Genomic DNA, 19,765 nt, shown 5'->3' with positions numbered 1-19,765 from the left:
GGTCTTCTACGGTGACCCCGACAACCGTCCGTCAGGCAGCACTACGGCTTCGGTCAGGGACGCGAGAGAGAGTCCGGACGCGGGGCCGGACTATGACCGGGACTGCAACTGCTGTCCATGTCCGCCCCCTTCCGATCCGGGCGCGGGACGAGACCCGCGCGGTTCACCGGACAGTCGCCCGGGCGGCGCCGCGGCATGCCACTGCGGCACGAGCCGCCTCCAGGCCGGCTCCGCCATACTTGCACATCGACGCAACAAGAGGCAACGCCACCCTCGGCCGTACAGACGGCGCCGGTGAGTGGTTCTGTTCACGAGATCTCGGCATCACCTGAGCCAGGCATGGGCTGATCCTTGGGGAGGAACAGAACGGCCCGTAGCGGCGGCGGTCAGCCGGTGAGCGGGCGTCCGAACATCCCGATCATTGAGGGTGACGCGGTGCGCGGCATGACCGCCGACGGCGCCGGAGCCACCGGGCCACGGATCCGGCGGTCAGCAGCGCGGCGGTGGTGACCGCTCACCGGTTGCCGAGCCAGGCGGCGAGCACGCCCGAGGCCACGCTGACGATCAGCGCGGGCCCCGCGCAGCAGACGATGGCTGCGCCGACGGCGGCCGCGAGCAGGGCTGCTGTTCCTCTCCGGGTGGTCGGGTCGTGGCGTTGGGGCGGGGAAGGGGCAACCCTCAACACGCTTTCCAAACGTTCGTCCGGGGGTTCGGGAGTGATCAGGAGTGCTCACCTGCTGGCGGCCACTCATCGAGTCTCACTCACGACCCGATAAGCCCCATGAGGCTGCTGGGAGGCGGCGGCGTGGCGGCGCGCGAGCAGGTCGCGGTGCCACCGCAGCACCGTGTCCGGACGCATCAGCGGCCGCAGCCTGGGCAGCACGTCCTTCGGGAGCTGGTGCAGCGGCGCCGCCATGAATGCCCGATCACCGGGTGGAACCGCACACTCTTCTTGCCGGGTCGGCGGTCCAGGACGGTGATCTGATGGCGCAGGACGAGGATTTCGACGTCCTTGTCCCTGTCGCTCATCGCCAGAGACGCAGCATGGCGAACGCGTTCGTGACGCCGAAATAGGCCAGTCGCAGCAGCACGGCCGATCACCATGTCGCAGCGATCGCCAACTGCGGGAGAGCACAGGCGCAAGCGGCCGCGGTCGCCGAACCGCACACCGGCTCCCACCAGGGCGGATAAGTTTTCGGCAAGGGCACCGCCCCCGCCGGGGCAATCGCCCATGGTCAGGACACGACGGAGCGCTGGGGCACGGTGCCCGCGTCGGTCGGCGTGGAGCGGGTGGTGTACTGCGGTACGGGGGCGTCGTCGCGGCCGGTGTCGCGCACGAGTCCGTACCGTTCGCGGTCGGCGGAGTTCGGGGCCGGGGGACTGGCGATGTCGTCGGCTGTCTCCTGCCAGGAGGAGGGCAGGACGTCGAGGTTGTAGTCCGCCTGGGTTTCGTTGAGGTGGAGTGTGACGCTGCCGTCGAGGTAGTAGTACTCGTTCTGCCACATCTGCTGGGCTCCCGGCGGCAGGATGATCAGTCCTTGCTGCCGGTTGCCCATCCAGGTGCCGCCGGCGGTCGCGCCCGGCTGACGGTCGTCCATGCGGTGGCCGCCGCCCGAGGCCACGTGGAACAGCCTTCCTTGCAGTCCGGTCCACGAGGGCATGGTCAGCAGCCCGGGGCGCAGCCCGTACATCACGTCCCAGTGGACGGTGAAGTAGCCCTTCCCGCGCAGTACCACCGTGTCCCCGCGGTGGACGAGCTGGTAGCCGTCCAGGTGTCTCTTGAGCCCCGTCATCGTCACCGTGGTCTGCGGGCGGTGGGGCAATGAGGCGGGCGGCCGGTCCGGCGGTGGCGCGCTGTCCAGGGTGTCGACCACGGACCCGTACCGCGGCCGGAGCGAGGGATGCGAGACGGCCGAGCCCCGTACCGGTGCCGGCCGTGACGGTGATGCGGATGCGGTGAGCGAGGGCGCGGGTGCCGGGCCGGAAGCCGTCGGGGCGGTGACCGGACGCGCCGACGGGCTGGACCATGGGGCCGCGTACACGAGCACGCCACCGACCACGGCGAGCAGCGCACTCGCCGCCACCACGGCCTTCGCGGTGAGGCTGGTCCCTGCGGTCCCTGCCGTCCCCGCCGTCGCGGAACCCCCGCTGCCTGAAGTGGCCGTGGTGCCGGCATGGCCGGCTGCCGCGGCGTGCGTTCCCGCGGACAGCCAGGGGCGCCAGGCCAGCAGTGCCGCCGGCACGGGCAGGAGGGCCAGGGGCGCCAGCAGTCCTTCCGGGGCCAGCATGCCTTCCTCGTGGCGCACGCACCGCGGGCACTGCCGTACATGGCGGCCGAGGCGTTTGCGCCACAGGCCGCTGGGGGCCCCGTTCCAGTCCAGGGTCAGCCGGGTCAGTTCCCCGCATGCGGGCCTGGCCGCGAGGGCCCGGACGATGACACGGGAGGTGTGCAGGCGCTCCTTCATGCGTTGCACCCGTACCGCCGCTTGATGGCCGGTCATGTCCAGAGCGGAGGCGAGCTCGGCCCGGGCGAGCCGGCCGGCCGTCTCCAGCCACCACAGTGACAGCAGCTCCCGGTCGTCCTCGTCGAGCCAACGGGTCGCGCGCACGGACTCCTCGCGTTGCCCGGACAGCCGCAGGTTGAGGATGACCCCCTCGGCGAAGTCGGCGGCCGGGTCGGGCCGGTGCTCAGCCGCGTCGAACGCCGCTCCTGTCGTCTCCCTCCTGCCGCGCCTGCGGATGTGGTCGCGGACCTCGTTCACGGTGATGGTGATCACCCAGGACCGGAACGCCTCCGGGCGCTCCAGTCCTCCGATGCCGCGCAGGATGCGCATCATCGTCTCCTGGACGATGTCGTCGACGTCGTCGCCGTACGGGTGCGCACGCGCCGCGACGCTGTAGACCAGCGGAAGCGTCCGGGAGCTGAGCTCTTCCAGGGCGCCGCGATCGCCGGCCCGAGCCGCGGCTATCACGTCGGCCGCGGGCGCGGCATGCCTTGGCATCGGGTCTCCCTTCGACCTGACGCGGGTACGAAGCCCCGCTCGCGGCGACCGAGCCGGGTTGCGGGGGTCCTCGGGCAATCGCCGTCGGTATCACACACACCGTGGCAGCGATGTCATCGTAAGGGGTGAGCGCTGACAGCCATGGGCGGGCCGGTGGAACCGTGGCGGCCGGGGATCAGCGGGAGTGACGCGGGGACGTACGCAGACGCGAGCGGCTGCGTACGAAGACGAAGACCGCGGCGACGCCGGCGAGAACGACGCCCGCCAGTCCTGTGACGGCCCACAGAGCACCGACGTTGTTGCCGGTGTCCGCCATGGTGCCGGTGGAGGCGCCCAGGGGGGTGGCCGCTCGGCCGGTCCGGGCCGGGGAGGGTGCCGGTCCTGTCGCGGCGGAGGAGGCGAGAGCGGTGAGCACGGTGTCGGTGCCCGCCCGGCTGACGGAGAAGCGCGCCCCGCCGATGGCGAGACCGGTACCGGAGACTGTTGCGGTCGTCGAACCGACGGTCAGCTCAGGGGAGTTCCGGGAAAGAAGGATCTTCGCGCCTGTGACGACCTGCAGTCTGCGCAGGGTCGTGTCGCGTGCCTTGCTGAGGTCCAGGACGGCCGAGGAACCGGTCAGAGCGACCGCGCTGGATGTCCGCAGAGAGGTCCCGGAGACGATCAGGCTGCCTTTGGCGACGGTGGTGGCGCCGGTGTAGGCGGCGCTGGTGACGGTGGTGGCCGCGGCTCCGCTCTGCGTCACCGATCCGGCACCGGTCACCGCCGGGAGGGAGGTGGGTGTCCCGGTGTTGCGGAGCACGAGTGAACCGTTGTCGATCACTTTGTCAAGGGCTCCGCCGGTGTGGAGGCTCCCGTCGCCGCCCGCGGTCCCGGAGCCGAGACGGAGGGTCGCATTCCTGTCGATCGTGGTGGATCCGTCGTAGTACTGCGCTGCTGCGAAGGTCACGTCGTTGCCGCTGGTGCCGGCGATGACGACGTCCCCGGCGCCGGGAGCGCCGAGGGTGTCGTGGTACATGCCGCCGCCGATGGGCGCGCCCAGGGTTACCGGTCCGTTGTAGTCGAAGGTGAGCCGGGAGCGCTGCCGTCTGGCGTGCAGGTTGATGTAGACCGTCTGCGCCGTGCCGGGCATGAAGATCTGGTGCGTGGTCCCGTCGCCCCACTGGACGTCGGCGCCCTCGATGTTGGTGCCGCGCTTGTTCAGTTTGTGGGCCACGGGCCGCCAGTTCAGTGCGGGGTCGCTCAGTGAGGGCGCCGCCCCGTCGCCGCTGTCACTCCAGCTGTAGACGCCGGTGAGGATCACCTTGCTGCCCGGGCGGGAGTGCACATTGACGTCGTTGCCGTACTCGTGGCTGTAGAAGTTCTGCCGCTGTACGACAGTGTGGTTGAGCGGGGTGTCGATGATCCATGAACCGCGGTTGACGACGGAGCGGGCGCCTGGCAGTTCGGCGGCACAGGTGGTGCTCGCGAAGTTGACGCCCGTACCGTTGTCGAAGATGCCCGAGAACGGGTTGGTGCCACAGATCTGGAGCGTTCCCCACATGTTCCGGGGCTGGGTGACCTGGCCGGAGCCGCTGATGATGCCCAGGTTGAACAGCCGGGTCAGCGACAGACGTAGTGTGCCGTCCACCCGGATGTTGTCCTGGTTCTGCTGGTAACCGGGCGTGTTGTACGGGAAGGACCCGATCAGGCCGGTCGTACCGCCGGTGCCGTACTGGAGGGTTGCCCCCGCGTCCACGGTGACCGCGGGCTCGTCGGGACTGCCGACCACGACGTACGGGTGGTTGCCGCCCGGGATCTGGACCCTCTGGTGCTGCAGGGAGTGCGGCAGGGTGAAGGTGCTGTCCTTGGCGAGGGCCAGCGTGCCGGTGCCGGACACGCGAAGGGCTCCTTCACCGCTGATCACGCCGGTGTATGTGTGGGTTCCCTGCGGGACGCGCACGACCGCGTCGCCGGTCAGGACGACATCACGGTTCGCCAGGACGGCCGAGGTGATGTCGCCGTCTGCGGCGACCGCGCTGCCCGCCGCTACCACCGGTGTGACGGCTCCCGCGACGAGAGCCGACGCCAGGACAAGGTGCCAAGATCGATTCATCGAGTCAGGGTGCTTCCTGAAGTGCTGGTGATCCTTACGGACGTGAAGACCGGTGGCCGGCCACCGGGATCTCAAAAACCCGGAGAAGTTCTCCATTCCACCTACGTCGCCCGTCGGGGAGGACGAGGCGCAGGGGCATTGAGGACTTGCCCACCTGGCACACGGAAGGCATCGGGTCCTGGGGAACGGTTCAGGACAAGCGCGAGTGGGTCGCGTGCAACGCCGCGGTTACCCCTGGTCATTCAGCAGAATGGGGCGAGTTGACGCCCTCACAATGGAAGGTCGGGCATGCGGGGGCGGTGGAGCCTGTTGGAGGCCGAGCAGCTTGAGCTCCACCGTCAGGGCCGTGTTCGGCCCTGCGGCCTCGGATTCGACGATGCGCCGCCTGCCGGCCGAACTGGACGGCAAGACCCTGATACGGATCGTGAAGGTACGGCGGCGGGTGCGCTGGCATGTGTGGATGCTGCTCCACCGGCGGCCCGGCGGCCCGGCGGCTTCCCGTGGCTCACGGTCGCCGAACGGAGGCTGACGGGCTGGATCGTCGTCGGCCTGGACGCCCCCGTCATCACGAGCGCGTCCATGAAGCAAGGGGCCGCGGCCACGTTCAAGGGCACGCTCAGCTTCCACCCGCTGGGCAGCTGGCCGGCGAACCCCGGCGAGAGCCTCGCGATGGAACTGCGAGCGGGCAACGCAGGAGCCAACACCGTGGACGACCACATCCGCGTCCTAGTCGCCGCGCTGGATCAGATACGTAGGCTCCCCGAGCAGGCGTGGGAGACCTCGCTGACACAGGACGGCGACGTCCAAGCGGCCTACCGGGCCGGGAGTTGACCGGGAACCGGGGGCCAGGGCCGGATCACCCGGTTTCGCGGACCAGACCCTGGAGGAGCCCCTGGGGATGTGGCACATGGCCGGGATGTAACAGATCCCGGGAATGTGCCACATCGTGCTACGACGCCCCGTGACTACGACGCCTCGTGGCGCCCCCGGTCGCGGCGGCGCAGGAAGAGCAGGCCGCCGGCGACGGCGGTGACGCCCACAGCGGCCGTCCACCCGACGATCTCCCCGGAACCGGTCGCGGCGAGGCCGCCCCCAACGGCGGGGGAGGCGGAAGCGGCGGGCTTCGGAGCGGCCTTGGTGTCCGTTGCCTTGTCCCGCGTGAACGCCAGCGTCCCGAAGCCGAGCTGGTCGAACCCGCCGCTGTTGGGCCCGTAGTCCCCGCCGCCGCCCTCGGGCGCGGCTTTGGCGGCGATCTGCGTGAGGTACGTGGCGGACAGTCCGCGCCGCTTGGTGTAGTGGTTGGCGGCCATGGCCCAGACCGGCCGCATCTGCGCCGGGCTGGCGGTGGCGACGTTGGTGGGGTGCTGGATCCCCGGCCGATGGTCCACGAGGGCGTAGGGCGTGTACGGCACATGTCCGCCCAGGCTCCACTTGGCCACGTACTGAGCGCCCTTGAGGAAGCGGTTGTCGTCGTAGCCGTACAGGTCGATGCCCTGGTTCCAGGCCATCTCGCAGATGGTGCTCATCAGCCCGACGCCCATCAGCGAGTGCCCCTGGTCGCGCCCGGCCTCCATCCACTCGGCGAGCCCGTCGTCGTGCACGACCGGGATGGCGTGCTTGATCGAGCCCATGCCGTCGCCGTGCTTGAAGTACTCGACGGCCCGCTCGACCTTGGCCTGGTCGTCGCAGAAGATCCCCGTGGCCAGCGCGCAGGCCATGTTGCACAGGTCCCAGTTGGGCCAGTAGTGGGGGGCGGGGGTGCCGTTGTTGTGGTTGACGAGAAAATCCTCACTCACCGAGTAGAAGACGTCGAGCAGCATCTTCTGGAATCTTTCGAGTGCGAAGTCGCTGTGGTCGCGGACGAGTTCGGCTGCGTTGGCGGCCTAAGCGGCCACCGGCCCCGAGACACGATCTCATCGGAGGCGGGCACCAGCTGGACGATCTCCTTGGCTCAACCAGTAGTTGTGGGCCGCCGGGGCTCCGTCACGGTGGCTGTCTGCCTGGACACGCACCTCGGAGTACTCGGCCGTGCTTCCACTCGGGATCGCAACGACAGGGTCCTCTCCAGCAGCACAGTACGAAGGCCACGACGCACCCCGTCGTTGAACGCCCCGGCCGGCGCTGCTGGATAGGCTCGGGGCGTGCAGCCAAGCGGCACGCAGCCGAACCACGCGTTCGCCGGAGAAGCCCGGGGCGAGCTGTCGTCCCGGGCGGCCCGGGCGTTGTGGTGGGGGTCGGGCGGTCTGGTGCTCGGCGTGCTGGGCACCTCGGTGCTCGTCGCCGGTGCGGAGCACGGCCGGCGCCTGCCGGTGACCGTGGTCCTGGTCCTTGCGCAGGCATGTGCCCTGCGGTGGCAGACGCGCGCACCCATGGCCGTACTGGCCGTCAACGCGCTGACGGGGCTCACGGTGTGGGCTCTGCTGCCCGCCGTGTCCTTGTCGGGGGCGCTGCTCGCCGCGCAGTTCACGTTGTGCGTGCTGTCGGCCACCAGGCCGCGGCGGGTGTCGGTGTGGGTGCTTGCGGCGATGTGCCTGCCGGCGCCGTTGGCGCTCGGGGCGGCCGGCGCCGCGGGGCCGGCGGTCTATCTGCTGGCGGTGGTCCTGGCGTGGACCGCGGGGCAGTGGCGCAGGGCACAGCAGGACCGGATACGGGCGGAGGCGCGCCGGGCTGTGGTGGAGGAGCGGGCGCGGATCGCGCGCGAGGTGCACGACGTCGTGGCGCACACCCTCTCAGTGATGGTCATTCAGGCGGGCGCCGCCGACGACGTGTTCGTCCAGCGGCCCGAACAGGCGCGTGAGGCGTTGCGGGCCATCGAAACGGGTGCCCGCTCGGCACTGGGCGAACTGCGCTTGCTGCTGCGGGCCTTCCATTCCGACGCGGGGGCGGGCGCGGCTGGGGATCAGTGGGGGCAGCAGCCCTCGCTCGCGCGTCTGCAGGAGCTGGCCGACAGCGTGCGTGCGACCGGGATCACCGTGCACGTGCACTGCGAGGGCGCAACCGACACCCTGCCGGCCACGGTGGACCTGGCGGCATACCGGATCGTCCAGGAGGCCCTCACCAACACCGTGCGCCATGCCGCCGGTGCCGACGCAGTGAGCGTGCGAGTGACGGCCGAAGGGGAGTGCGTGAAGGTCACTGTGGTCGACAACGGCCGTACCCGGCAAGGTGGTCCGGCCATGAGGGGAGCGGGCCGCGGGCTGGTGGGGATGAAGGAGCGTGCCCGGCTCGTGGGCGGCAGCCTGCGTGCCGGGCCGTTGCCCGAAGGAGGCTTCGAGGTGACGGCGCAGTTGCCCGTGGGGGACGGGTCATGACGCTGCGCGTGGTGGTGGCCGACGACCAGACGTTGGTCCGTACCGGGTTCCGCCTGATCATCGATGCGCGGGACGACCTTGAGGTGGTCGGTGAGGCGGCCGACGGCCAGGAGGCAGTACGGCTGACCCGGGAACTGACACCCGACGTGGTGCTGATGGACGTACGCATGCCCGTCGTGGACGGCATCGAGGCGACCCGGCAGATCGCGCGGTACGGCAGCCCGGCCAGGGTGCTCGTGCTGACCACGTGGGACGTGGACGCGCACGTCGTCGCCGCTCTGCGGGCCGGAGCGAGCGGCTTCCTGCTCAAGGACATCCGACCCACCGAGCTCGTCGACGCGATCCGCCTCACCGCGCGCGGCGACGCGCTGCTGGCGCCCGCCGTGCTCAGCCGCGTCCTCGACCGGTTCCTGCGCACCACGCCCGACCCGGCACCGCCGCCCTCCCTGCAGGACCTCTCCGGTCGCGAACGGGAGGTGCTCACCCTGATCGGCCAGGCCCTGTCCAACGCCGAGATCGCCGAACGGCTGCACTTGGCGGAGGCCACGGTCAAGAACCACGTCACCGCGGTACTGCGCAAACTGGGCCTGCGCGACCGCGTCCAGGCCGTCGTCGCCGCCTACGACCACGGCCTCGTGCAGCCGCGCCGCCCCTGACACCTGCCTCCTCCTCAAGGAGGAGGCAGGGCCACGATCCTCCTGCGTTCCCAGTGCCGGACCGCTCCCATGGCCGATCCACGGGCGGGGTGGCCGGCCGTAGCGTCGACGTGTGATCGACGACCTGCCTTGCCTCATGTATCTGCTCGCCTACGACGACGCGGCCGAAGGCCCCTACGACCGCCCCCGGACCCAGTTGCTGCTCCGGGCCGCCGCCCTCGTCGACCTCGCCGTGCGCGGCCGGCTGCGGGAGGACAACGGCACGGTCACCGTCTTCGGCACCCGACCGACCGGCGTCCCCGCCCTGGACGGCATGCTGCACGACGCGGCCGGCGGCCACGGCTGGAAGCACCTCGCGCGCACCCATCGCAAGCGGACCCTGACGGAGGTGGAGGACCACCTCACCGCGGCCGGAATCCTCACCGCGAAGGAACCCCGCACCCCCTTCGGCACCCGGCGGCTGACCCTGACCGACCGCGCCGTGCCCGCCGCCCTGCACGCCCGCATGTCCGCGGCGCTGCGCGGGGACGAGCCCGTGCAGCGCCTCCCCGCCGCCGACACCGCGCTGCTGGCGCTGGCCGCGGCGGCCGGCGTCCACTCGGTCGTCTCCCGGCAGGACCGCAAGACCTACCGGACCCGTATCGACGCCTGCACGACAGCTCTCGCCGCCCTCGCCCCCGGCCTGGAGAAAGCAGTACGCGACCTGCCGACGACCATGATCGCCGCCCAGGGCGGCATGGGCGGCAGCTGACCGGACGAAACGGGGAGACGATGACCATGCGCCGCGTCCTGACCGCCCTGTGCTGCGCCCTGACCGCCGTCATCGTGACGGCCTGGTCCGCAGCTCATCGAGGACACCAACTCGATGATGACGATGTGCATGTGGTTCTTCTTCGGCAACGCCGTGGTGCTTGCCGTGGGCGACGGCGTCCACTGGCCCACCGTCGTGCTCTGCGTCGCCGCGCTCACCGTAGTGCGCATCCTTCCGATCATGCTCGCCTTCCTCGGCTCGACGTTCACCTGGCGAGAACGGCTCATGGTCGGCGCGCTCGGACCACGCGGCACCACCTCCATCGTGTTCGGCCTGCTCGCGTTCAACGCTCTGCCGGACGGGCCGTACGCCGACACCGCCCTGTACGCCATGACCCTGACCTTGCTCGGCAGCGTTCTGCTCCACGGCGGCGGCTCGGTGGTCATCGCCCGGTCCCTGACCGGCCCGACCCCGTCGGCTGCCGGCGGCCCGGGCTCCCCGAGGACTGACGAGGCGGACGCACAGGTCGTCGCCATGCGGAGCTGATGTGCCTGGCGGTGCTGCGTTCCTCGCGGTGCTGTCGTGTCATGCGGTGCTGCCATGTCTTGCGGTGCTGCCGTGCTTGCGCCGCATCCGCCTCGCGGCCCCGACGTCTACCACCCCAGGCCGGTCTTCTCCAGCCACTCGGCGGGGGCGGACCCGACAGTCGCCGGATGTGCGGAGAGCGGCCGGGCGTCCAGGCTGGAGGCATGACACAGCATGTTCGCGACAAGGAGCCCGAGACCACCCTCGGAGCATCGGTCGACATCGACGTGCCGGGCCGTGACGCCACACCTGGCAGAGGCGGGTTGCTCGAACTTCTCGGCCTGACGCTGGCGGCGGGCGCGGGCATCCTGTTCGTCGTCCGTCCTGAGTTCTACGAAGCAGCGGTGCACACCTTCGCCACGCGGGCGGCCTCACTGCTCCACTGAGCCGCCCAGGGGGTTCCTGAGGCGTTCGCAGGCGGCGGTGCCGTCCTTGATCTCGATGAAGCCGCGGGTTCGGATCCGGCTCCGCCGCCCCTGCCTCCCCCTACGCCGGTTTTGGTTGGTCCGGTTGAACACCGCGTCCGCCCCGGAGCCGACGGGTGCCGAGTCCCTGCGCGCCCGCGGGACGCTCAGGGCGCTGTATGGGTACGTCCGTCCGCACAGATGGGCCGTCGTGCTCGGTCTGCTGTGCGCGCTGACCGGGGCCGCCGGGGGGCTGTTGCAGCCGCTGGCTACGAAGACGCTGGTCGACCGACTCTCGTCGGGCGGCACGATCGGCACCGTCCTGCTGATGTTGACCGTGCTGGTGCTGCTGAGCACGGTGGCCGAGGCGTTCGGTACCTATGTGCTGGAACGGACGGCGGAGTCGGTGGTGCTCGCCGCCCGCCGCAGCCTCATCGGCCGGTTGCTGCGGTTGCAGCTGGCAGACGTGGACCGGATGCAGCCGGGGGATCGGATGTCCCGGGTGACCTCCGACACCACGCTGCTGCGGGCCGTCAGCACCCAGGCGTTGGTCTCCGCAGCGACGGGGCGGTGACGCTCGTCGCCGCGGTCGTGGTGTTGGCGTTCAGCACCGTCGCGCCCACGATCACGAGGATCGCGACGCCCATGCTGCCGATGATGTCGAACGTGGTGCCGCTGTGCGGCCCGGCGGACAACAGATCCGAGAACGATAGCTGGGGCTCGATGACCCGCTGCCCATGGACGCCGCCCCGGAGCCGCTGGACGACGCCCCGTCCTCCGCCGTGCTGCGCAACGCGTTCTTGCCTGCCAGCAGCAGGGACAAGCCATAAGCCCCTACGACGAGGCCGGCAGCCCCTACGACGAGGCCGGCGCCGAGCGCCGCCAGGCGCCGCTGGACGGCAGCCGCCGACAGGTCCATGCGAGCCGGCGCCATGCCGGCGATCACGAACGGCATCCACGTGATCGTCGGGTAGAAGCCGGTGAGCAGCAGATCGAGCACTCCCACGTCGCTGAGCCGGTGGAGCGGGTCGTAGGCGTTGATGTTCTGCTGGACGGAGTCGCTCAGCCGCGTTGTCAGGACGAACGCCAACTGCGGCATGACGAGCGCAAGCCCCGCCGCGATCACCACGAGGGTCCCCGCGCGCTGTCGTACCAGGGGCAGGGCGAGGAGGAAGGAGACGCCGTAGAAGCCTAGGATGATCACGCCGCCGTATTCCATCGCCATAGCGGTGCCCAGCGCCGGCAGGATCACGGCGCGGATCGCGATCCGGACTTTCGCCTGCCGGCCGGCGAGGCCGGTCTTCGGCTCGAAGCGGCCGGCGATCAGCATCAGCGAGAACCCGGCGAAGGTGGCGAACAGGACCGACGAGTGGCCGTCGACCAGGTATCGGACCCAGCTGGCGACGCCGTGCGTGGCCGACAGCGGGGGGCCGATGTGCACGATGTACATGCCGAACACCGCCAGCACGCGGGCCAGTTCCACTCCGACCAGGCGTCCCATCGAGGGACCGCCAGGTACCTGCCCGGCGGACTCGGGCGAGGTTCGGGGCCCTGGAGGCGAGTTCCCCTGCTGTGCCGGTGTCTCCTGCGGCGGCTGTGCCTGTGTCGGACGGAGAACCTCTCGGTGCCGTCAGGAGGCGGACCATCCGGCAGGCTTCGGTAATGCCCCCGCCGACCGGCCGGGACCGCCCCGCCGACCGGCAGAACAGCGCCGCGCCGGCCGTCCGACGGGTCCGGACGAGCAACTGCCCTACTTGATGACGGCGTTGGCCACCACAGCCGCAAGCCCGAGCAGCAGGGCCAGTGTCGGCACCGTCGCCACCACCAACGGTCACTCGGACAGCAACAGCCGCACCGCGGCGCGCACTCCGTGATGGGTCTGGTCACCACGCCGAGCGATCACATGCGCGTCACCGCGCGCCAACCGTGCGCGGGCGTGCCCTTGCGCTCCCGTCCTCCGGAAAGGAGCACTCCGAGGTGTAGGGCTTCGCCTAGAAGACAGTCGGACCGGGCCGATGCGTGGTCTCCCCAGGTGAATGGTTGAACCGGGACCGTTTCGGTCTCCGTAGGGCTGTCGGGTTCGGAAGGGGCTGGAGGCCATGGAACGAGCGGCAGTAGTCGCCGGACTCGGGGGCTGGGTGCCCCCCATGGTCGTCACCAATGACCAACTCGCGGAGGTCCTCGACACCACTGACGAGTGGATCCGCATCCGTACCGGTATCCGGGAGCGACGCTGGGTCTGCCCGGGGCAGTCCACCGGTGACCTGGCCGTCGAGGCCGCGCGGCGGGCGCTGTCGTCCGCCGGGGCGGAGGGCGTGGACGCGATGGTCCTCGCCACCAGCTCCCCGGACCGGCTCTGCCCGGCGACCGCGCCCGAGGTGGCCGCCCGCCTGGGACTAGGACCGGTCCCCGCGTTCGATGTGGCGGCGGTGTGCACGGGCTTCGTGTACGCCCTTGCGACAGGGGCCGGCATGATCGCGCTCGGCGCCGCCGACAGCGTGCTGGTCGTGGGTGCGGACGCGTTCTCCACCCTTCTCGCCCCGGACGACCGCTCGACCCGGGTGATCTTCGGTGACGGCGGCGGTGCGGTGGTGCTGCGCGTAGGGTCGCCGTCCGAGCCGGGTGCGCTCACGGGGCTGAACCTCGGCAGCGACGGGACCCTCAGCGATCTGATCGAGGTCCCGGCGGGCGGGTCCCGGCAACGGTCCACGGGGGTGCCGGCCAAGACCGAGGACACCTACTTCACCATGCAGGGGCAGGCCGTCTACGCCCAGGCGGTGCGGCGAATGGCGGAGTCGGTGCGGGAGACCGCCGCGCGCACCGGATGGAGCCTGGAGGAGATCGACTCCTTCGTGCTGCACCAGGCCAACGCCCGGATCCTGACGGCGGTCGCCCGGCGGCTCTCGCTGCCCCCGGAGCGGTTCCTCTCCAACATCGGCACGCGGGGCAACACGGTCGCCGCATCGATCCCCCTCGCCCTGGCCGACACGGTCGCCTCCGGTGAACTGCGCCCCGGGCACAAAGTGGTGCTGGCCGGCTTCGGCGGCGGGCTCACCTGGGGATCGGTGGCCCTGGTCTGGCCTCACCTCGCAGCGCACCCGACCGAACTGTCCGAGCTCGCGGCGACCTCCGCCGGACCTGTGGGCGGCACCGCCTGATCAATGCCCCCGATACCCCCACTTCACCAGGAGGCCTCCGTGGACGCGGAGTCGATCATCGCGCAGTTGCTGACCCCCGAGGGACGGTCCGATCCCTACCCGCTGTATGCGCGTGCCCATGAACTGGGGCCCGTCATGCCGGCCGGTGACGGCATGGTGCTGGTCTGCGGCTACGAAGCCTGCAAGCAGGCCCTGCGCCATCCGGGCCTGGGAGCCGACATCAACATGGTGACCTGGGGCGCCAGCCTGGACGAGCATCCCTCGCTGGCCATGCTGAGCCGGTCCCTCCTGGTCGCCAACCCGCCCCACCACGGGAGGCTGCGGTCATCGATGTCCCAGGTGTTCACCGCACGCCGTGTGACCGCCCTGGAACCCCAGATCGTCCGTATCACCGACGCCCTGCTCGACACCCTCGCCGAGAGCGGCTCCTCCCCGGTCGAATTCATGGACGCCTTCGCCTTCTCCCTGCCGGCCCACGTCATCTGCGAACTGATCGGAGTCCCGGCCGAGGACCGTCACCGCTTCCGGGGCTATGCAGGCGATCTGATGGCCACTCTGGAACTGCTGGCCGACCCCTCCGGCCTCGAAGCCGCCGACCGGGCGGCGGTGGAGGTCGATCACTACTTCACCGCGCTCGTCGAGGCGCGACGGGGCGATCCACGCGACGACCTGGTGAGCGCTCTGGTAGGCGTCCAGGAGCAGGAGGCGCAGCTGGACGACGAGGAACTCGTCGCGAACCTCACCCTTCTGCTGCTGGCAGGCTTCGAGACCACCACAAACCTCCTCGGCAACGGGCTGCAACAGCTCTTCGAACACCCCGATGTGATGGCCGGACTGCGGGCCGGAACCATCCCGATGCAGGGCTTCGTCGACGAGGTGCTGCGCTATGACTCACCGGTGCAGCTGAGCAACCGGATCGCGCTGGCGGACGGTGTCTCGATCGGGGGCCTGCCGGTTCCGGCAGGGAACCACGTGGTGCTGCTGCTGGGTGCCGCCAACCGGGATCCGTCCCGCTACGACGGCCCCGGACGGTTCGATCCCCGCCGTCAGGACATCCAGCCGCTCAGCTTCGGCGGGGGTGCGCACTACTGCCTCGGTGCCATGCTGGCCCGTCTGGAGGCCTCCACCGCCTTCGGCCGGCTGCTGTCCCGGTTCCCCGCCCTCGGCCCCGCTCCCGGAGACGGCCCGGCCCGCCGTGACCGGCTCACCCTGCGTGGCCATGAGACCCTGCCGGTCGTCCTGGCCTGACGATGAACGGCCGGTGAGGTTTAGGGAAACTCCTATCGTGGCCAATTCCGAGGTTTTGACCGGCCTCGCTGTGAAACCTTTCGGTGAGGTTGGCCCAAAGCCCTTCGGAGGGGAATCAGTTGTCGTTCAATGCGGGATCAATTCAGCGGTCCCTCGGCGTCCTCACACCTTCCAGTGAGGAGTCCCTGATCGCCGAACGGGCCGGCGGCAAAGCGAGAAACCTTCATACCCTGACCGCCGCCGGTTTCCAGGTGCCGAGCTGGTCGGTGATAGGCCTCGACGTCTTCGCGGAATTCTCCCACGCCAGCGGACTGGACGAGCGTCTGGGAGATCTGCTCGCCGATGGCTGGGACGACAGGGCTGCGCAGGTCGCCGCGGAAATCTCCGCACTGATCGAGGGGGCGCCCCTCGACGAGCGTATCGCCGCGGCCATCGCCCTGGCCTACCAGGAGGCCGGGCGCGGTCTGGTGGCCGTCCGCTCGTCCGGCGCGCAGGAGGACGGGACCGAGCACTCCTTCGCCGGCCAGTTCGACAGCTATCTCAACGTCTCCGGACTCGACCAGGTCACCGCCCATGTCCGGCGCTGCTGGGCCTCCGGATTCTCGGAACGGTCCATGAGCTATCGCGCGCAGCGCGGACTGCCGCCCGATGGCGGCGGCGTCGCCGTCATCGTCCAGCGCATGGTGCCCGCCGAGCGCAGCGGCGTGCTGTTCACCGCCGATCCGACGGCCGGCCGCGCGGACCGTTATGTGGTCGGCGCCGTCCATGGGTTGGGGGAGGGGCTGGTCTCTGGCGCGGTCGACGCCGACACCGTCGTCCTGGACGCCGCCACCGGCGAGCCGCTGAGCACCGTGATCGGCGCCAAGCAGGAGCGCTACGACGCCGGCACCGGACCGGGCTGCGAGGTGTCGCCGGTCGCCGACGAAGACCGCAAGGCGCTGTCCCTGACCGCCGACGACCTCGCCCGCCTGCACGCGGTCGGGATACGCGCCACCGAACACTACGGCAGCCCGCAGGACATCGAGTGGGCCATCGCCGACGGCACCCTGTGGGTACTGCAGAGCCGCCCGATCACCACCCTCGGCCCCGCCGTCGACGCCGCGCCGGAACCCGAGGGGGAGCTGCGAATTTGGGACAATTCCAACATCATCGAGAGCTTCAGCGGCGTCGTCTCCCCGCTCACCTACAGCTTCGCCGCCGACACCTACGCCAAGGTGTACGAGAGCTACGCCCGTGCGCTGGGCGTCCGGGGCGACAAGCTGCGCGAGGTCCAGGAGTGGACCCCGCACCTGCTCGGCTACATCCACGGGCGGGTCTACTACAACCTGTACCACTGGTACCGCATGGTGCGCCTGGCACCGCTCTACCCGCTCAACCGCCGTGTGCTGGAGAAATCCCTGGGTGTCGCCGAGAGCATTTCGGACGAGACCGCCGACGCGCTTCATCCCTTCACGCCACGCCCCGGGCTGCGCGGCCGAGTTTCCCGGCTGGCTCGTACGATGACCTTCGCCAGAAGGTTTCTGGCCATCCGGAAATCCGTTGAGACCTTCCACCGGGATTTCTACCGGGCGTATGAGGTTTTCAACAATATCGATTACAACGCGCTGCCCGGTGACGAGACCTATCGCCGTTTCCGCCGGCTGCAGAGGGAACTCATCGAGAAGTGGGGCCCGATGCAGGCCCTCGACGCCACGATCCTGCTCTCCGTCGGACTGCTGGCCCTGCTCACCCGCAGATGGCTGCCCGACGCCCCCGAGTGGTTCACCTGGGCCGCGGCCTCCCCCGGCAGTGACGTGGAGTCCGCCGAACCGGTCTGGGCGCTGGCCGAGTTGGCAGCGAAGGCGCGCGCCGACGACGAGGTTCGCAATCTGCTGGAACACACGCCCGACGCCGACGCCTACGGGGCGCTGCGCGACGCCGGCCACACGGAGTTCCTGGCCGCCTTCGACGCGTACGTCGCCGACTACGGTTACCGCAGCCCCGACGAACTCAAGCTCGAAGTCCCCGACCTGCACGAGAATCCCGCCGGGCTGTTCACCCTGCTGCGCGACGCCCAGCCCGGGGCCACGAGCGGCAGCGCGGGCGATCACGGCGGCGAGGCCGACTCCTATCTCGACCGGCATCTGCGCGGCCCCCGTCGCTGGGTGTACGAGCGGGTGCGGCGCAAGGCCCGGGCCGCGCTGGCCGACCGCGAACGGCTCAGGTTCTGCCGCACCCGCGCCTTCGGCGCGGCCAAGCGCATGCTGCGCGCCATGGGCCGTGACCTCGCCCGCAGCGGGGCCATCGCCACCTGGGACGACGTGTTCATGCTGCGCCTGGAGGAGATCAGGGGCGCCTACGAGGGCATGATCGCGCACGCCGAGCTGACGGAGCTGGCCGCACTGCGCCGCAGGCAGCTGGCCGCCGATGCCGAGCTGCGCGCCCCCTCGCGATTCACCACCCGCGGCGCCCCGTACTGGTCGGGCAATCTGGAGCGGGCCGGCTGGACCAGTGGTCCCGCCGCTCGCAGTGGTGCCCGCGAACTGCGCGGTACCCCCTGTTGCCCCGGCGTCGTCGAAGGTCCGGCGGTGGTCACCGACACCCCGCGTGACATCGGCGGCGGCATCCTGGTCACCTACCGCACCGACCCCGGCTGGGTGGCCGCGTTGCGCTCGGCTGCCGCGCTGGTCATCGAACGGGGCAGCCCGCTCACCCATGTCGCCGTCGTGGCCAGGGAGTTGGGCATCCCGACCGTGGTCCAGGTCAAGGACGTCACCACCGAGATCCGTAGCGGCACCCTGCTGCGCGTCGACGGCGCCGCCGGCACGGTCACCGTACTTGCCGAACCGCCGGACGGCGGCACAGCCGTCGCGCCCCCGGACAATCCCAGGACGGAGATACCTCAGTGATCCTCACCGAGGACCAGCTGCAAGGCCTGCTCGACAAGTCGCTGGCCGAACTGCCCCGGGGCGCCGGGTGGGCCGTCGTACTCGAGGGCTCCATCGCGGAGGGGTTCGGCAACCCCTCCTCCGACATCGACTTCCTGCTCATCGGCCGCGCCGAGGAAGACCTGCCGACCATGCCGTCGCTGCTGTTCGTCGACGGACGCCGGGTGGAGATCCGCACCCGGTCGGTGCGTCAGATCGCCGAGCAGTTCCGCGCCCTTCAGGAGGGGGCCAAGCGGCCCGGCCGGCTCTCCGAGGATCTGCTCAACCGCTGCCAGCGGTTGCTGCACAGTCACCCGCTGCGTGGCCACGGCCTGGTCGACGAGGTCAAGGCGATGCTGCCGGTGGAGCGGTTCGCCCGTATCGCCGCCGACTGGTGGGCGCACCGGGCCCGGCAGTCCCTGCGGCACGCAAGGGCACTGCTCTGCCTCGGCGAGACCGATGAGGCGGTCGACTGGTCCCGCGCCGGACTCGTCCAGACGATCAAGTCGTGGGCGGCCGGCCAGGGCGAGACCTACCTCGAACCCAAGTGGCTGTCCATGCAACTGGACCGGGCCGACCGGCCCGACGTGCGCGACCGGTACTGGGAGCTGGAAGCCGCCGCCCCGGCCCCCGGCGATGCCGACGCCGCCCGCGCCCACCTGACCGCCTGTCTCGCCTTCGCCGAGGACCTTGGTCTCACCGGCGTCTCCTGGCGCCCCGACCGGCTCACCGTCGGGCGCGTCGCCGGGGTCACCACCTGGCAGACCGGAGAGCGGGTCCACATCATCCGCGGGCGGCGCGAGGTGTTCGCACTCGGCGACCACGCCGGAACGGTCTGGCGCTCCCTCGTCCCGGGCCGGCCTCTGACCGAGGTGCTCGCCGCGGCCGAGCACACCGGCGTGGCCGACCCCGGACCGCTGCTGGCCGCGTTCCTGCGCTACGGGCTGATCCGGCTGGCGTGGAAGGGCGGCGGCACCGTCACCCCGTCGCTGCCGCTCGCCGCGCCGCCCGGCCCCATCACCCCGCCGCCCTCCACCGCGCAGCCGCTGCTGTCGGTGCGCGGCGCGGCCGTCAGCGGCCCCGACGGCATCGACCTGGTGCCGCTGCCCGCCCACCGGTTCGCCGCCGCCACCATGGCCCTGGTGTGGTCCAACGTCGTCGTCGAGAACGCCATCGAGGACCTGACCGGCGCCCTGCAGCGCGGTCAGTGGCGGGTCGCCGAACTCACCGCACGCCGCGCCGTGCACGCCGCGCTGCGCGGACTGTTCAGCGCGTACGGCGTCAACCCGCTGCCCGCCGACTCCGACCTCGTACGCCGTATCGATCTGCTGCCGCCGGCGACCCGCCCGATCCGGGAGCGTGCCGAGGAACTGCTGCGGCGCACCGTCGACTCGGCGGAGCGCGGCGACGGCCTCCTCGCGGATCTGCGCTCCTATGTCGAACTGGTGCGAGGTACCGCCGGCGCCGACGCCTTCCCCTCCTCCTTCGACTCCGCGGACACCTGGCGGGCCACCCTGGAGCTCGGCTACGACTGGCTGCGCATCGGCGCCTACCTCGACGCGGAACTGCCCCTGGAGGAGGCCCGTGACCTGCTCGCCAGCAATGGCGCCCAGCCTCATCAGGCCGTGTGAGCGCCGGCCTGTATGACACCC

General features: G+C 70.8%; 14 protein-coding genes and 3 pseudogenes. 11 read left to right on the top strand and 6 right to left on the bottom strand.

Annotated features, from left to right (window positions below; genetic code table 11):
• Positions 1–514: 514 nt before the first annotated feature.
• The 4 genes from AB5L52_RS06600 to AB5L52_RS06585 form a co-directional block, all read right to left on the bottom strand.
• Positions 515–682 (bottom strand): hypothetical protein, encoded by a 168-nt coding sequence (locus AB5L52_RS06600; protein ID WP_351030729.1) that lies wholly within the window; start codon positions 680–682, stop codon positions 515–517.
• Between the two features lie 66 nt (positions 683–748).
• The gene (locus AB5L52_RS06595; RefSeq protein ID WP_369362967.1) at positions 749–916 is read right to left on the bottom strand and encodes a hypothetical protein; all 168 of its coding nucleotides are present in this window, start codon (positions 914–916) and stop codon (positions 749–751) included.
• Between the two features lie 319 nt (positions 917–1,235).
• Positions 1,236–3,002, bottom strand: coding sequence for a sigma-70 family RNA polymerase sigma factor (locus tag AB5L52_RS06590; protein WP_369362966.1), 1,767 nt, complete (start codon positions 3,000–3,002; stop codon positions 1,236–1,238).
• Positions 3,003–3,177: 175 nt separating this feature from the next.
• Complete coding sequence (locus AB5L52_RS06585; protein WP_369362965.1) at positions 3,178–5,094, bottom strand: autotransporter; 1,917 nt, start codon at positions 5,092–5,094, stop codon at positions 3,178–3,180.
• A 456-nt stretch (positions 5,095–5,550) separates the two neighbouring features.
• On the opposite strand from AB5L52_RS06585, the gene AB5L52_RS06580 reads away from it, so the two are divergent.
• Positions 5,551–5,925 (top strand): hypothetical protein, encoded by a 375-nt coding sequence (locus AB5L52_RS06580; RefSeq protein WP_369362964.1) that lies wholly within the window; start codon positions 5,551–5,553, stop codon positions 5,923–5,925.
• A gap of 134 nt (positions 5,926–6,059) precedes the next feature.
• On the opposite strand, the pseudogene AB5L52_RS06575 reads toward AB5L52_RS06580, so the two are convergent.
• Positions 6,060–6,974, bottom strand: a pseudogene (locus tag AB5L52_RS06575) (alginate lyase family protein); the annotation flags it as partial.
• 261 nt (positions 6,975–7,235) lie between these two features.
• On the opposite strand from AB5L52_RS06575, the gene AB5L52_RS06570 reads away from it, so the two are divergent.
• From AB5L52_RS06570 to AB5L52_RS06545, 6 genes and pseudogenes are all read left to right on the top strand, one after another.
• Positions 7,236–8,405, top strand: coding sequence for a sensor histidine kinase (locus AB5L52_RS06570; RefSeq protein ID WP_369362963.1), 1,170 nt, complete (start codon positions 7,236–7,238; stop codon positions 8,403–8,405).
• A complete protein-coding gene (locus tag AB5L52_RS06565; protein WP_369362962.1) occupies positions 8,402–9,061 on the top strand; it encodes a response regulator in 660 nt (219 codons plus the stop codon). The genes AB5L52_RS06570 and AB5L52_RS06565 overlap by 4 nt, the downstream gene beginning before the upstream one ends.
• A gap of 112 nt (positions 9,062–9,173) precedes the next feature.
• Complete coding sequence (locus AB5L52_RS06560) at positions 9,174–9,812, top strand: GPP34 family phosphoprotein (RefSeq protein WP_369362961.1); 639 nt, start codon at positions 9,174–9,176, stop codon at positions 9,810–9,812.
• A gap of 114 nt (positions 9,813–9,926) precedes the next feature.
• Positions 9,927–10,358 (top strand): cation:proton antiporter, encoded by a 432-nt coding sequence (locus tag AB5L52_RS06555; RefSeq protein ID WP_369362960.1) that lies wholly within the window; start codon positions 9,927–9,929, stop codon positions 10,356–10,358.
• 203 nt (positions 10,359–10,561) lie between these two features.
• Complete coding sequence (locus AB5L52_RS06550) at positions 10,562–10,783, top strand: hypothetical protein (RefSeq protein WP_351030748.1); 222 nt, start codon at positions 10,562–10,564, stop codon at positions 10,781–10,783.
• Positions 10,784–10,907: 124 nt separating this feature from the next.
• A pseudogene (locus AB5L52_RS06545) lies at positions 10,908–11,407 on the top strand (ABC transporter transmembrane domain-containing protein); the annotation flags it as partial.
• A 2-nt stretch (positions 11,408–11,409) separates the two neighbouring features.
• Here AB5L52_RS06545 and AB5L52_RS06540 read toward each other — a convergent pair.
• Positions 11,410–12,302 (bottom strand): annotated as a pseudogene (locus AB5L52_RS06540) (hypothetical protein); the annotation flags it as partial.
• Positions 12,303–12,900: 598 nt separating this feature from the next.
• Between AB5L52_RS06540 and AB5L52_RS06535 the strand changes: the two are divergent.
• The 4 genes from AB5L52_RS06535 (at position 12,901) to AB5L52_RS06520 (ending at position 19,744) form a co-directional block, all read left to right on the top strand.
• A complete protein-coding gene (locus tag AB5L52_RS06535; RefSeq protein ID WP_369362959.1) occupies positions 12,901–13,959 on the top strand; it encodes a beta-ketoacyl-ACP synthase III in 1,059 nt (352 codons plus the stop codon).
• Between the two features lie 39 nt (positions 13,960–13,998).
• Positions 13,999–15,207, top strand: a complete 1,209-nt coding sequence (locus AB5L52_RS06530; protein WP_369362958.1) for a cytochrome P450 — start codon at positions 13,999–14,001, stop codon at positions 15,205–15,207.
• A 119-nt stretch (positions 15,208–15,326) separates the two neighbouring features.
• A complete protein-coding gene (locus AB5L52_RS06525; protein WP_369362957.1) occupies positions 15,327–18,095 on the top strand; it encodes a phosphoenolpyruvate synthase in 2,769 nt (922 codons plus the stop codon).
• Positions 18,092–19,744, top strand: coding sequence for a hypothetical protein (locus AB5L52_RS06520; RefSeq protein WP_369362956.1), 1,653 nt, complete (start codon positions 18,092–18,094; stop codon positions 19,742–19,744). Before AB5L52_RS06525 ends, AB5L52_RS06520 begins: the two co-directional genes overlap by 4 nt.
• The last annotated feature ends 21 nt before the right edge of the window (positions 19,745–19,765 follow it).

The organism is Streptomyces sp. CG4, assembly GCF_041080655.1.
GTDB lineage: Bacteria > Actinomycetota > Actinomycetes > Streptomycetales > Streptomycetaceae > Streptomyces.
Note: the sequence above shows the minus strand (reverse complement) of the source record. Positions and strands in the feature narration are given on the sequence as shown.

Bases quoted from the DNA above. Each gene is read 5' to 3' on its own strand.
- AB5L52_RS06555 (WP_369362960.1), top strand. From the start codon at position 9,927: ATGATGACGATGTGCATGTGGTTCTTCTTCGGCAACGCCGTGGTGCTT.
- AB5L52_RS06595 (WP_369362967.1), bottom strand. From the start codon at position 916: ATGGCGGCGCCGCTGCACCAGCTCCCGAAGGACGTGCTGCCCAGGCTG.
- AB5L52_RS06565 (WP_369362962.1), top strand. From the start codon at position 8,402: ATGACGCTGCGCGTGGTGGTGGCCGACGACCAGACGTTGGTCCGTACC.
- AB5L52_RS06585 (WP_369362965.1), bottom strand. From the start codon at position 5,094: ATGAATCGATCTTGGCACCTTGTCCTGGCGTCGGCTCTCGTCGCGGGA.
- AB5L52_RS06590 (WP_369362966.1), bottom strand. From the start codon at position 3,002: ATGCCAAGGCATGCCGCGCCCGCGGCCGACGTGATAGCCGCGGCTCGG.
- AB5L52_RS06535 (WP_369362959.1), top strand. From the start codon at position 12,901: ATGGAACGAGCGGCAGTAGTCGCCGGACTCGGGGGCTGGGTGCCCCCC.
- AB5L52_RS06550 (WP_351030748.1), top strand. From the start codon at position 10,562: ATGACACAGCATGTTCGCGACAAGGAGCCCGAGACCACCCTCGGAGCA.